The organism is Pseudomonas sp. GW-45, from assembly GCF_056896675.1.
In genome coordinates this window covers 2,392,984-2,405,101 of sequence record NZ_CM167674.1, presented here as the reverse complement: position 1 = coordinate 2,405,101, position 12,118 = coordinate 2,392,984, and the positions used below count along the sequence as shown (strand labels likewise).

The following is a 12,118-nucleotide window of genomic DNA, read 5'->3' as shown; positions in this document are numbered from 1 at the left end:
TTGCGCGTGTTACGGAGAGGTGGCCGAGTGGCTGAAGGCGCTCCCCTGCTAAGGGAGTATATCTCAAAAGGGTATCGCGGGTTCGAATCCCGCCCTCTCCGCCACTTTGTGGCTTATAGGTTGTCAAGCGTTAGTTTTTGAATTTAAAGAAAAAAATGTTTGACAGGCAATTAAAACCGCCTATAATTCGCACCCATAATGCACTCGTAGCTCAGCTGGATAGAGTACTCGGCTACGAACCGAGCGGTCGGAGGTTCGAATCCTCCCGAGTGCACCAAACAGGAAAACCCACTGATCTCAGTGGGTTTTTTTTTGCTGTCATAAAAGTACAGCTGAGCGCCACCACAAAGCCTGCTAGGCTGAGGCGCAATCTCATTGGCGTGATCTGATTGATCCGCTTGTGCTGAATCCCGCGGCGCGGGCCTGCCAGGAATGCTGCTATGCCTGACCTCAACAGAAAATCTCCAGAAAGCCTGCAAGATCGTTTGGATCAAGTGCAGGAGCTGTTGAGTCGTCAGCGTTTGGTTGAAGGCCTGGTACATAAGCAGGACGGTCAACATCAAGAGCTGGTCGAGCACCTGGTGCATCAACAGGAGTTGACCAAGCTGCAGCGCAAGCTGGACGAGCTGCATTCTGCCGACGTTGCTTACATCCTCGAATCCTTGCCGCTGGTTGAGCGTCTTGCCGTGTGGCAACTGGTCAAGGTGGAGCGCGACGGGGAAATTCTTCTTGAAGTCTCTGACGCGGTGCGTGAAACGCTGATAGCGGATATGGACAGCCACGAGATCCTCGCGGCGGCCAATACCCTTGATGCGGATGAGCTGGCTGACCTGGCACCAGACCTGCCACGCGATGTCGTGCGCGAGCTGATGGACACGCTGGACGCACAGCAGCGCGATCGCTTGAAGTCGGCCCTGTCTTACGACGAAGACCAGGTAGGCGCATTGATGGACTTCGACATGATCACGATCCGTGATGATGTCAGCCTGGAGGTGGTCAGTCGTTACCTGCGTCGTTTCGATGAATTGCCCGACCACACCGATAAGCTTTTCGTAGTCGATACCGAGGGTCTGCTCAAGGGTGTGCTGCCAATCAAGAAACTGTTGGTGGGTTCGCCCGATGAAATGGTTATTGATGTGATGTCGGACGACCCCGTGGTTTTCGATCCCGCAGATGATGCCGGTGAGGCTGCTCAAGCCTTTGAGCGCTACGACTTGGTATCTGCCCCGGTGGTCGACGCACTAGGGCACCTCTGCGGTCGCCTGACTATTGACGAGATGGTCGACTACATTAGGGAAGAGAGTGAAGCTGAAGTGCTGAATGCTGCCGGTCTGCGTGAAGAGGAAGATATCTTCGCGTCGGTCTGGAAGTCAGTACGCAACCGCTGGGCCTGGTTGGCGCTCAACCTCTGCACCGCGTTAATTGCTTCACGGGTAATTGGGCTGTTTGAAAACTCGATCGAGCAATTGGTAGCCTTGGCAGCTCTGATGCCTATCGTCGCCGGCATCGGTGGTAACTCTGGCAATCAAACCATCACGATGATTGTGCGCGGGGTCGCCACGGGGCAAGTTCAGGTGGCGCACGGCAAGCGCTTGCTGCGCAAAGAGGCTAGTGTTGCCCTGATAAACGGGGTTTTCTGGGGGCTGGTATTGGCCGGCGTGGCATTTGCTTTATATGGCAGTCTGCCGTTGGCGATAGTGTTGATGTCAGCAATGACCCTGAATATGCTGCTCGCTGCCTGTATGGGAGTATTCATACCTTTGATTCGCCTACGCATGGGCGGCGATCCGGCGCTAGGTTCAAGTGTGCTGATAACCGCCATTACTGACAGTGGCGGCTTCTTTATCTTCCTCGGTTTAGCGACAATTTTCCTACTTTAGGCCGTGTGTGCGCTCTGTCTTGCGGTGTCGCTTTGATTGCCAAAAATGTCACATCAGGATACATTAAGCCGTTTTTCCGTGTGGGAGGGCTGCTTGGCGGCAGCCTAATAGTGCGAGTACCCACTGTGTTTTTCCAACTATAAGCAGCATGGACTCAACCCCTATCCAGAGCTGCAGGAGATAAAATGGAACCGACCAATATGGTTGCCGAAGGCGTGGAACTGATGTTCCTGGGAATGGGATCAGTCTTTGGGTTTCTAATTTTGCTGGTCGCTTGTACCAGTCTTATGTCCGTCATCTTGTCACGCTATTTTCCTGAGGCGCTGCCTGCGCCGAAAAAGCCTGCACGCAAGCCTAGCGCTGCCCCTGCCAGTGTTGACCCGGATGTTGTTGCCGCCATCGGTGCTGCTATTAAGCAACATCGCTCGCGTCGCAGTTCCTGACACCCCTTTCGCGGTTTTCACCATTAAAATTATAAAGGCCATAACACTATGACCGATACTAAAAAGCCCCTGGGCATTACCGATGTGATCCTGCGTGACGCACATCAATCCATTCTGGCAACCCGTATGCGTCTTGATGACATGCTGCCGATCGCTGGCAAGCTTGATCAGATTGGCTTCTGGTCTGTCGAATCCTGGGGCGGGGCGACGTTTGATTCTTGCATTCGCTATCTTGGCGAAGACCCATGGGAGCGTATCCGCGCGCTGAAACAAGCTATGCCGAACACCCGTCAGCAGATGTTGCTGCGTGGTCAGAATTTGTTGGGCTATCGTCACTATGCTGACGACGTGGTCGAGAAGTTTGTCGAGCGCGCTGCCGCGAATGGCGTAGACGTATTCCGCGTATTTGATGCAATGAACGATCCGCGCAATCTGCAAACTGCACTGAAAGCCGTTAAAGCTCAGGGCAAGCACGCGCAAGGTACGATTTCCTACACCACCAGCCCGGTGCACACGCTGCAAATGTGGGTTGATTTGGCGAAGCAGATCGAAGATATGGGTGCCGACTCCATCGCAATCAAAGATATGGCCGGTATTTTGAACCCCTATGTGGCATTCGATCTGGTCACTCAGTTGAAGAGCACGCTGAGCATTCCAGTGCACATGCAGTGTCACGCGACTGCGGGTCTTTCAACTGCGGCCAACATGAAAGCAGCAGAGGCCGGTATCGATAACGTGGATACCGCAATTTCCTCTATGTCCATGACCTACGGCCATTCACCAACCGAGTCGGTCGTTGCAATCTTCCAGAACACCGATCGTGATACGGGCCTGAATCTGGAGTTGCTGGAAGAAGTGGCAGCCTACTTCCGAGAAGTGCGGAAGAAGTACGCCAAGTTTGAAGGCAACCTCAAAGGTGTTGATTCCCGTATTCTGGTCGCGCAAGTGCCAGGCGGCATGCTGACGAATATGGAAAGCCAGCTGAAAGAGCAGGGCGCCAGTGATAAATTTGACGAGGTGCTGGCCGAGATCCCCCGTGTGCGTGAAGACCTGGGCTTCATCCCGCTGGTAACCCCGACTTCTCAGATCGTGGGCACCCAAGCGGTTATCAACGTATTGACCGGTGAACGCTATAAATCGATCACCAAGGAAACTGCCGGTATTTTGAAAGGCGAGTACGGTGCTGCACCGGCTCCTTTCAATGCTGAGCTGCAGGCTCGGGTGCTGGATGGCGCTCAAGCCATCACTTGCCGCCCTGCTGATCTGCTTGAGTCAGAAATGGACAAGCTGACGGTTGAGTTGAAAGGTCTGGCTAGCGAAAAGGGCATCAAGCTCGCTGAGAACGAAATCGACGACGTACTTACCTACGCTCTGTTCCCGCAGATCGGCCTCAAGTTTTTGGAAAATCGTGGCAATCCTGACGCCTTTGAGCCCGTGCCAACTGGCAAGGAATTGCCGGCTGCTGTAAAGGGTGCAGGCCCTGAGGCTTATACGGTCGAGGTCAATGGTAAAGAGTACGTGGTTCAGGTGACCGAAGGCGGCGATATTGCCGGCATCAAGCCGATTGGCGAGAGTGCTGCTCCCGTCGCTGCTGCTCCGGTAGGCGAAGGCGAGGCGCAAAACGCACCGTTGTCCGGCAACATCTTCAAGGTGCTGATCAATGTAGGCGATCAGATCGACGAAGGTGAAATTGTGATGATTCTCGAAGCGATGAAGATGGAAACTGAAGTACGCGCGATACGCGGCGGCACTGTCGCTTCCATTGACGTTAAGGTTGGCGACGCGGTTTCGGTCGGCGATACCTTGCTGACCGTAGGTTAAGGGGGAATTAATGGATAAGCTCCTCCAACTGTGGCAGACCACAGGTATCTACCACATGGCTTGGGGACAGGCCGTGATGCTGGTGGTCTGTTTTGGTCTGATCTACCTGGCGATTCGCAAGGGCTTTGAGCCGCTGTTGCTTATCCCTATCGGTTTTGGCGGCATTCTCGCCAACCTGCCGGTCGCCAACATGGCGCAGGGTAGCGGTATTCTTCACTTGATCTACGAAGTGGGCCTGCCAACCAGCGTGTTCCCACTGCTGATCTTCATGGGCGTGGGCGCCATGACGGACTTTGGTCCGATGTTGGCAAATCCACGCACCTTGCTGCTGGGCGCCGCTGCGCAATTCGGTATTTTTGGTACGTTGCTGGGCGCTTTGGCGCTTACCTCGGCAGGTATACCGGGCTTTGAGTTCAGCATGAAGGAGGCCGCTTCCATCGCCATTATCGGTGGTGCGGATGGTCCAACCTCGATCTTTGTGACTTCGAAGCTGGCGCCAGATTTGCTGGGTCCGATTGCTGTTGCGGCCTACTCCTACATGGCGTTGGTACCGCTGCTGCAACCGCCGATCATGCGTGCTCTGACCTCGCAGAAAGAGCGCGGCATTGTCATGACGCAGTTGCGTGTGGTCAGCAAGGCCGAGAAGATTATCTTCCCGCTATTGCTGCTCATGCTGGTCGCGCTTTTGTTGCCCGATGCAGCGCCTCTTCTCGGCATGTTGTGTTTCGGTAACCTGATGCGCGAATCTGGTGTTGTTGAGCGTTTGGCTGATACTAGTCGCAACGCGCTGATCAACATCGTGACCATAGGTCTGGGTCTGGCGGTCGGCTCCAAGTTGTCTGCTGAGTCTTTTCTGCAAATCAAGACTCTCGGCATCCTGGTTCTGGGCATGTTGGCCTTCTGCGCTGGTACTGCAGCGGGTGTCTTGATGGCCAAGCTGCTGAACGTGTTCAGCAAAACGCCGATCAATCCGCTGATTGGCTCCGCTGGTGTGTCTGCGGTGCCGATGGCGGCACGGGTGTCGAACAAGGTAGGTTTGGAAACCAATCCGCACAACTTCCTGCTGATGCATGCGATGGGTCCAAACCTCGCGGGTGTAATCGGTTCGGCAGTAGCGGCGGGTGTCCTGCTTAACTTTGCTGGCTAAGCTGTTTTCTGGTCGTAAAAAACCCGCTTATTGAGCGGGTTTTTTATGCGCTATCTATTACAGGCTTGAAGCGATGATATCGCTGAGCCTTATTGTTGCTCGTTGACCAGCAAAGCCAGCAGAGCGTTTTGCTGGCGACGACTCATCTCCCGGAAGCGTGTTAGCAGCTCCTGTTCTGGAGACGATAAGCCTTCAAGCTGCTGTTCATTCAGCAGTTGGCGCGAGGGCTGAGTCTGCTCTGGGAGAATAGGCAGGTCGAGCAAGCTATGCTCAAGACGAGCAATGATCTCGGAATTCATGCTGCGGTGATGTTGTTTAGCGACTTCGGCGACGCGATCGCGCATGCCCTGCGGCAGACGCACAACAAATTTGTCTGCAGTGCGGCTGGTGTAGTGTTGAGTAGCAGTTTTCATAGGGCAACAATAATCGCTTGTATGAAGTGAATCGATACCGGCCAAATAGCGCAGATGCTGCGAACTGCGTTCGGGGAGGTCCGTGACGCGGCCGAATAGTGAATAATATAACTATAGACAACTAGCAGCTGCTAAGTGCCCTAGTTAAACCTGTTTTTTTGCAGTATGCCAGTACGCGACAGAAAAATGTCTTCGTTTTGTGACGGAATTACGACGAATGGCATTGGGCCATGCTAAATGCTGCGGTGGCAGAGCACCGTAGTATTCAGTTAAGATACGGCCTGAATTGATTGAATTCAACGAGTTGGCAACGTCAGTTCGGTTATTTGTGATGCGCTTGTAGCTCAGCTGGATAGAGCGACCGCCTCCTAAGCGGTAGGTCCCCGGTTCGAATCCGGGCTCGCGTACCAACCAAAACAATGGCTTGCACGATTTATTTTCGGCAAGCCTTTTGTATTTATACCGTTTGGTCCTTCTTTTGGTCCCTCTTTTACTCATGCAGCTTTTTGGTCCTCTTTTTCCTCGTCCTGCGGTGCTTTGTAAGTGCCGGCAGTAATCTGGCGCACCAGTCCCAGCGGCAATCTTGGCGAGCTCTGGCCGATGTATATAGCTGGTGGGTAGCGCATCTTTTTTATGCTTGGAGAAAACATTAGCCTAGGAAACAAACAACGGCGCTTCACTTGGCTGATTGGCTTGCTGATTGAGTAAGCGTATCAGCAGAGGTATGAGCTGACGTTTGGCGATGCATATCGAGATCCGAAGGTGCACGGCAATGTTGGGGAGAAGAAGAGCTACAGCGCCGCAAACAGCTTGCACAAGCAGCGCTTGGCGGTGGACTTCAACCTATTTCGTGATGGCCAGTACCTCACCGGCACCGAGGATCACGGGCCACTAGGTGAATGCTGGGTGTCACTAGGTGGCAGCTGGGGCGGTCGTTTTAAAGATGGTAACCACTATTCCCTTGAGCATGAGGGGCGGAAATAGCTTTAGGTTTTTGCCAAAAACGCTGTACCAAATGAATACAGGTGTTGTTTGATGTCTAGGGGCATGAAACGACTTCGTCGTTCTTGTTGAAGTAGCAGTGTTTGCCGGTCAAACCGTTCCACCTATACTCCAGCTCTTCATCCTTGGGTTGCTCTGGGCTTGCTGCCTGCTTTGCACGTAGGGTTTCAAGTTCTTCGCAGGTAGAAGTGTTTTTGTTTCTAAATGGCGAAGACATTGCTTTTTCGCATGCCGCCGAGAGCCGTTGTTCCTCAGTCAGGTTCTCGGCTGATAAATGTGCAGATGCCGCTAGCGCCAGGATAAAAATCAGTGCCTTCATATGATGAAACCCTCGCTAATTGGATCGCGGACGGAACGCCATCGCTGTATTGTCATGCTACTTTTGCCAAAAAATTCTTAGCTATTATAGCTCGCACTTGTATCTTTCGAATATTTCAAAGCCCAAGCGCTCGACTTCAGACCATGCTATTGCGCGTTCGGCATCGGTAAGGCTCTCGCTGTCAAATGCATCAGCATGCTCAGCGGCATCCAGCAGCAGTGCTGCGACGTAATCCCGCGCAATACCGCGAGCGGTCCTATCTCTGACTAAAGGTCTGTTGTCGCACTGCTTGTATGTGGGCATGCTCTAGTCCTCTGCTTCGCCAGCGCCTGGGGACGTGAACTCAATGGTTCTGATTACCTTCTGCGTATCATTGGATATCTTGTAGATAATGTTCTCAGCGCGCAAATAGGTATAGCGCTGATCAGCTATGACCAGCGTACCTTTAATCTTGCCTTCAGGAGTCTCGATGATGTGGGTTCGTAGTGCTGACTTGGGTTGGCCAAGCGCCATATCTGTGAGCTCGTTGCGTATAGCAGTGTCTCCCCCCGAATTGAAAGTTACACCAGGGCCTACCAATATTACTAACGCTAAAACAGCACCTAAGGGTGTACTGATCAGGCCTCTTACTTGCTTGTTCAATGAGGGGTATGCATCAGCTAAAGCACGATTAAATAACCATATCAGTAGCCCCGTGACCATAAAGGTCACACAGGTCAAAACCGCCTTGCCGGCATAATTTAATGTGTCTATTGAAAAAATATAGCCATACAGCAACAGTGAAGGCAGGCCTATTTCCAGCTCGGCCACTTCAATGCCTAACTTGCCTAGATAGCCAGAAATAAATAAGTAGCCAGCTCCAGCTAACAATCCGTTTAGGAACAACGCCAACTTGGGCACAGAGCCAAACAGCTTTAGCAATTTCGAGAAGTCGGAGCCCGTCTCTTCTTGTGCTGGAGCTTTCAACGCCCGCTTGGGAATGCCCCATCTCTTCCTTTTCATTCTTTGTTCTGTCCTTAGAAAAAACAGAAAGGTTAACATGACTTGAACCCTGCCAGCGCAAAGGCGTTTGCGGTTTTGGAGTATCACCCGCCCGTACCAGCGGGCTTTTTTGTGCCTGGAGGAATCATGTTTGGAAACTGGAAATGGGCAGCTCAGCTCGCGGCCGCGGCTGGGCGGTTGGTGGTTGTGTAGTGGTCAACTGATACCGGACAGTATTTTAAGTTTTTCTTCGGCTACCACCGGCGATACACCATTGTTGAAAGTATGAGGCCGTTGCTGGTTGTAATAGCCCATCAGGTAATCACCAACATCCCTTTGCGCCTAGGGCAGATTTCTATATCCGAAGGCAGGTATCGACTCCGACTTCAGGCTTCTGAACAGCCTTTCCATCCTTGTGCGTAACGCCTTCACGTTCCTGTGCCAACTGGTCGACCCAGCGGCGAAGAGCGCTTTCTCCGACACCGAGAGAAGTACAAGCCTGGGGAATGCTATACCCTTGATCAAGCACCAGGCTGGCTGCCTCCTGCTTGAACTCGGGTGAAAATGTGCGTCGTTTCCTGGTCATCTGACATCTCGCTTATGGTGGCGATTTTACCACCTACGTTGGTGTCCGGGATTAGTTGACCACTACAGTGGCACACAAAGCACTGTTGGTCGCTGCTTACGCCTGCTCGGCTACAAGCGCCTATCGCCCATCGGCCCGACGGGCTTTGGCCGTATGTGTATCAGCTGCACACGCTGCCAGCGTTGGGGGAGGGTGATAGCGGGTGATAGAGTATGAATAGGGGTTGAATAGTTGAAAAAACGGGTTCATAATCTCCCAAAACGGGAGAAGTGTTGATGCGAGTGATTGCCAAGAGGCCATTGGTGCTGTTCTGGCAGCAACCGGGCCAGGCAGACGCCAAAGGGCCGCTTGAGAGCTGGTATGAAGAGGTGTCCCGTGTGGCTTGGGGGTCGCCGCAAGATGTAAAGAACCGCTATGGCACCGCTAGCTTTGTGGGTAATAACCGGGTGGTCTTTAACATTGGCGGCAATAAGTACCGCTTGGTTATTGAGGTGCAGTACCGGGCACAAATTGTGTGGGTGAAATTTATAGGCACCCATGCACGGTACGATGAAATAGACGTGGAGACAGTCAATGAATGTTAAACCGATTCGCAATGATGATGACCTGACTGCTGCCTTCCAGCGCCTTGAGCATGTGTTTCAGGCAGAGGAGGGTACGCCGGAAGCAGATGAGATGGAGGTGCTGGTAACGCTAATTGAAGCCTACGAGAGCAAGCACTACCCAATTCAGGCGGCTGATCCGATTGAGGCTATTAAGTTTCGTATGGAGCAGGACGGCCTGACGGCGCGTGACCTGGAGCAGTTCATTGGTCCTAGCGGCCGCGTTTCTGAAGTTCTTAGTGGAAACCGCAACCTCAGCATCCGCATGATCAAGCGGCTGCATGACGGGTTGCGTATTCCTTATGAAAGCTTGATGAGCGGTGTGGCTGCGTAGGTTATAGTGCTATTGAAGAAGCCCGCCGAATGGCGGGTTTTTTTGTAGCTGCGAATCGCTTCGTAACAATCAAATATTGGAGCGCAGCCACTGCCAATCATCATCAGTCAGCCAGCCCGAATATGGTTTGGATACCGGCATGACTAGGCACCAGTCATTCTTGTCTATGTGTTGACCAATACGGTTAAATAATTGATCTGCCGTTTCGTTCGTGATGATCAACCAGGTTGAATCTAGCCGGTGCCACCAGTTGGGAGAGTTCTCAAGCTCTTTATAGAGCCCCTTGTAATCTTGCCCGGATTTATTCAGATCGTAGCTAACTACATATGCTGCCATGTGAAACTCCCTGCCTAGCGATTCCTTGTAAGCATTCAAGCTGGACCGGGCCCAGTATTTTGTCAAGGAAGGTGCGTCACGAGTAAGTGTTGATGCCCACTCATTTCTTAGGTTGGTCGCTCGGCCCAATTATCTTGTCCAGCGCTTGCGTATAGGCATTTATAGCTCGTCACTTATCTGGCAAAGCAGCATCCGGATTATTAGCGTAATGTTTATTGGTTACTCCGGTCTGGCCGTGATCCTGCAGCAAATCCCGCAAGTGTGGCTCAACACCGGCACGTTGCATCACCTGTTTGATGGTGCGGCGTAGGTCACGTGGAGTGAATAGTTGAAACCGGGTGCCTTCGTTCTCGTCAATTATGCTAGCTGGGTCGCCGCAAAAGCGGACGATTGCATTACGTGGTGTGGTGATAACCAGCGGATTCTTGCCGTTGAACGACCACGGCCAGGGATGCTGGCCAGTCAGGGTGCGCACCTCTTCCAATATGCTGATCGCCCGATCAGTGAGCGGCGTCAGATTCAGCCTAGTTGTGCCGCGGCCTTTCATGCTGGGCGTAGTGAACACGTGCCGCTCCATATCATAGGACGACCACGGCGCTAGCATCATGCGGTACGGGCGCTGGCCGCCGGTGGCGATCATGAATTGCAGCAGCAGTGTGACCAGCCGGCCCACCTTCTTCGTTTTGCCCAGGTTGTGCCAGAAGTGGCGAAGCTCTTCATCTGTCAGCGCGCGGTCATGCGCGTTCTCGCCTTCTTTCTGCCTGCGCAGTGCTGCAACTGGATTGTGTGTTAGTCCGAATGATTTGCGACTTTGCCTGGCCACATCATACTCAGCCTGCAGGCCCATCTGAAATGCTGCGTGCAGATAGGTACGTGCGCGGTTGAACTGTGTTTTCGCACCACGCTCCCAGAACGGTGATAGCAGAGTCATGCAGTGGCTGGGTTCAACTTCGCGCGCTTTCAACGCTACTACGGCCGGGTGCTTCTCGATGAAGTCCTTGGTGATGATGCGTTCGATCTCTTTGGCCGACACCACGCCGTTGGCATACAGCTCGGCGGTGTAGTCTTCAAGCAGATCCTGAAGCGAACCGCGCATGGCTTTTTCTGCCGCCGCTGCTGCATGCACTTTTAGCTTTGCTTGGTTGGCCGCTTCCACCTCAACAAACCACGCCTTCAGGTCTGGGTTGTCTCGCCGGATTGCTGCCAGGTCGCTGGCTTTGGCTCTGCTCTCAGCGAGTGTCAGCTGCCCGTAGGTACCTAGCTTTATGAACTGGCGTTTGCTGCCAATAAAGTACTGGTAGTAGGCTTCAATGACGGTTGAGTCACGCCGTTTGAACAGCAAGGCGCCGTCGCCATGGCCACCAACAGCCTCTGCAGCCTGCGTTTTGAGGGTTTTAACATCCCGGCCAGTGAGTCGTTTCAGGGTGGCAGTTTTGGTGGCAGTTAGGATCAAAATTTGATCATATCTTGCCGGACTGCGCTGGACAAATTAAGTTATAAAAATACAATTAAAACATGATGATAGGTTTTTTATATGTGCATTACTGGGATGGGTAGGACGCACTTATAAGTGCCTCCTAAGCGGTAGGTCCCCGGTTCGAATCCGGGCTCGCGTACCAACCAAATCAAATGGTTACGATTTATTGCACAACGGTTCCGATTACTTTTTGACTGTTTAATGACGGTCCTGCCCTCATTTACTCCGCTTTTTCTTGCCCAGTTACCCGACGCGCCGACGCTTGGGAATACGAGTTGGTTATCTTCCAGATTTTCACTGGATTGTTTTCCAGCGCAGAAAGCCATTTTCCAGGAAGTAATTGTTCGCCTCTATAAATTAGCCGCTGACGCAGACTCGGATTTCCTGTGCCAGAAGGTATCCCAGGGCGTGCTCTCCATGCGGGCTTGCATAAACAAATAGAGTGTTTGGCATAGCGCTCTCAGCAGGGGGATATGCGCATGTTTTTTTACTGTAGAGCGGCTGTGGATGCGGTCATATCATGGGGGATAATAAGAACAATACCCAGGGCTTGCGCATAAAAATCTGTATTGGATGCAGTTGATGAGATGTTAATATGCCACTACATAAGAAGTGGCCATTTATTTTTTTGGCGCCTATGCTCGCTACTTTTTGCACTGACTTAATTGAATAGGCTCAATAATCTTATGTGCTTATTTCGGTTTGTTGACATTTCAACAGGGCCGCGTAAAAGGGAATGAAGCTTGTGGATTTTTAAAAACACCACTAAACCCGGCG

13 protein-coding genes, 3 tRNA genes and 1 pseudogene are annotated in these 12,118 nt (G+C 52.4%); 10 read left to right on the top strand and 7 right to left on the bottom strand.

Annotated features, from left to right (window positions below; translation table 11 throughout):
- Positions 1-13: 13 nt before the first annotated feature.
- The 6 genes from AC1XYH_RS10945 (at position 14) to AC1XYH_RS10920 (ending at position 5,291) form a co-directional block, all read left to right on the top strand.
- Positions 14-104, top strand: a tRNA-Ser gene (locus AC1XYH_RS10945).
- A gap of 96 nt (positions 105-200) precedes the next feature.
- Positions 201-277, top strand: a tRNA-Arg gene (locus AC1XYH_RS10940).
- A 163-nt stretch (positions 278-440) separates the two neighbouring features.
- Positions 441-1,880, top strand: coding sequence for a magnesium transporter (gene mgtE, locus AC1XYH_RS10935; protein ID WP_483323223.1), 1,440 nt, complete (start codon positions 441-443; stop codon positions 1,878-1,880).
- Positions 1,881-2,065: 185 nt separating this feature from the next.
- A complete protein-coding gene (locus AC1XYH_RS10930) occupies positions 2,066-2,323 on the top strand; it encodes an OadG family protein (RefSeq protein WP_483323222.1) in 258 nt (85 codons plus the stop codon).
- A 48-nt stretch (positions 2,324-2,371) separates the two neighbouring features.
- The gene (gene oadA / locus AC1XYH_RS10925) at positions 2,372-4,144 is read left to right on the top strand and encodes a sodium-extruding oxaloacetate decarboxylase subunit alpha (protein WP_483323221.1); all 1,773 of its coding nucleotides are present in this window, start codon (positions 2,372-2,374) and stop codon (positions 4,142-4,144) included.
- Positions 4,145-4,154: 10 nt separating this feature from the next.
- On the top strand, positions 4,155-5,291 hold the full coding sequence (locus AC1XYH_RS10920) for a sodium ion-translocating decarboxylase subunit beta (RefSeq protein ID WP_483323220.1): 1,137 nt from the start codon (positions 4,155-4,157) through the stop codon (positions 5,289-5,291).
- Between the two features lie 89 nt (positions 5,292-5,380).
- Here the strand turns inward: AC1XYH_RS10920 and AC1XYH_RS10915 are convergent, their stop codons facing one another.
- Positions 5,381-5,704 (bottom strand): Arc family DNA-binding protein, encoded by a 324-nt coding sequence (locus tag AC1XYH_RS10915; protein WP_483323219.1) that lies wholly within the window; start codon positions 5,702-5,704, stop codon positions 5,381-5,383.
- Between the two features lie 333 nt (positions 5,705-6,037).
- Between AC1XYH_RS10915 and AC1XYH_RS10910 the strand changes: the two genes are divergently transcribed.
- Together AC1XYH_RS10910 and AC1XYH_RS10905 are read left to right on the top strand one after the other, a co-directional pair.
- Positions 6,038-6,114: transfer RNA gene (locus AC1XYH_RS10910), tRNA-Arg, on the top strand.
- Positions 6,115-6,466: 352 nt separating this feature from the next.
- A complete protein-coding gene (locus AC1XYH_RS10905; protein ID WP_483323218.1) occupies positions 6,467-6,688 on the top strand; it encodes a M15 family metallopeptidase in 222 nt (73 codons plus the stop codon).
- Between the two features lie 55 nt (positions 6,689-6,743).
- Here the strand turns inward: AC1XYH_RS10905 and AC1XYH_RS10900 are convergent, their stop codons facing one another.
- The 4 genes and pseudogenes from AC1XYH_RS10900 to AC1XYH_RS10885 all read right to left on the bottom strand — a co-directional run.
- Complete coding sequence (locus AC1XYH_RS10900; RefSeq protein ID WP_483323217.1) at positions 6,744-7,025, bottom strand: hypothetical protein; 282 nt, start codon at positions 7,023-7,025, stop codon at positions 6,744-6,746.
- Between the two features lie 84 nt (positions 7,026-7,109).
- A complete protein-coding gene (locus tag AC1XYH_RS10895; protein ID WP_483323216.1) occupies positions 7,110-7,328 on the bottom strand; it encodes a hypothetical protein in 219 nt (72 codons plus the stop codon).
- A 3-nt stretch (positions 7,329-7,331) separates the two neighbouring features.
- On the bottom strand, positions 7,332-8,066 hold the full coding sequence (locus tag AC1XYH_RS10890) for a hypothetical protein (protein WP_483323215.1): 735 nt from the start codon (positions 8,064-8,066) through the stop codon (positions 7,332-7,334).
- Positions 8,067-8,424: 358 nt separating this feature from the next.
- Positions 8,425-8,592, bottom strand: a pseudogene (locus AC1XYH_RS10885) (transposase); the annotation flags it as partial.
- Between the two features lie 275 nt (positions 8,593-8,867).
- On the opposite strand from AC1XYH_RS10885, the gene AC1XYH_RS10880 reads away from it, so the two are divergent.
- A complete protein-coding gene (locus AC1XYH_RS10880) occupies positions 8,868-9,176 on the top strand; it encodes a type II toxin-antitoxin system HigB family toxin (RefSeq protein ID WP_483323214.1) in 309 nt (102 codons plus the stop codon).
- Positions 9,166-9,528: a helix-turn-helix domain-containing protein gene (locus tag AC1XYH_RS10875; RefSeq protein ID WP_483323213.1), complete on the top strand. Its 363-nt coding sequence runs from the start codon at positions 9,166-9,168 to the stop codon at positions 9,526-9,528. Before AC1XYH_RS10880 ends, AC1XYH_RS10875 begins: the two co-directional genes overlap by 11 nt.
- A gap of 69 nt (positions 9,529-9,597) precedes the next feature.
- Here AC1XYH_RS10875 and AC1XYH_RS10870 read toward each other — a convergent pair whose 3' ends face one another.
- The gene (locus AC1XYH_RS10870) at positions 9,598-9,864 is read right to left on the bottom strand and encodes a hypothetical protein (protein ID WP_483323212.1); all 267 of its coding nucleotides are present in this window, start codon (positions 9,862-9,864) and stop codon (positions 9,598-9,600) included.
- Positions 9,865-10,033: 169 nt separating this feature from the next.
- A complete protein-coding gene (locus tag AC1XYH_RS10865; RefSeq protein WP_483323211.1) occupies positions 10,034-11,317 on the bottom strand; it encodes a tyrosine-type recombinase/integrase in 1,284 nt (427 codons plus the stop codon).
- Between the last annotated feature and the right edge of the window lie 801 nt (positions 11,318-12,118).

Bases quoted from the DNA above. Each gene is read 5' to 3' on its own strand.
- AC1XYH_RS10875 (WP_483323213.1), top strand. From the start codon at position 9,166: ATGAATGTTAAACCGATTCGCAATGATGATGACCTGACTGCTGCCTTC.
- AC1XYH_RS10895 (WP_483323216.1), bottom strand. From the start codon at position 7,328: ATGCCCACATACAAGCAGTGCGACAACAGACCTTTAGTCAGAGATAGG.
- AC1XYH_RS10870 (WP_483323212.1), bottom strand. From the start codon at position 9,864: ATGGCAGCATATGTAGTTAGCTACGATCTGAATAAATCCGGGCAAGAT.
- AC1XYH_RS10900 (WP_483323217.1), bottom strand. From the start codon at position 7,025: ATGAAGGCACTGATTTTTATCCTGGCGCTAGCGGCATCTGCACATTTA.
- AC1XYH_RS10920 (WP_483323220.1), top strand. From the start codon at position 4,155: ATGGATAAGCTCCTCCAACTGTGGCAGACCACAGGTATCTACCACATG.
- mgtE (WP_483323223.1), top strand. From the start codon at position 441: ATGCCTGACCTCAACAGAAAATCTCCAGAAAGCCTGCAAGATCGTTTG.
- AC1XYH_RS10930 (WP_483323222.1), top strand. From the start codon at position 2,066: ATGGAACCGACCAATATGGTTGCCGAAGGCGTGGAACTGATGTTCCTG.
- AC1XYH_RS10890 (WP_483323215.1), bottom strand. From the start codon at position 8,066: ATGTTAACCTTTCTGTTTTTTCTAAGGACAGAACAAAGAATGAAAAGG.
- AC1XYH_RS10915 (WP_483323219.1), bottom strand. From the start codon at position 5,704: ATGAAAACTGCTACTCAACACTACACCAGCCGCACTGCAGACAAATTT.
- oadA (WP_483323221.1), top strand. From the start codon at position 2,372: ATGACCGATACTAAAAAGCCCCTGGGCATTACCGATGTGATCCTGCGT.
- AC1XYH_RS10880 (WP_483323214.1), top strand. From the start codon at position 8,868: ATGCGAGTGATTGCCAAGAGGCCATTGGTGCTGTTCTGGCAGCAACCG.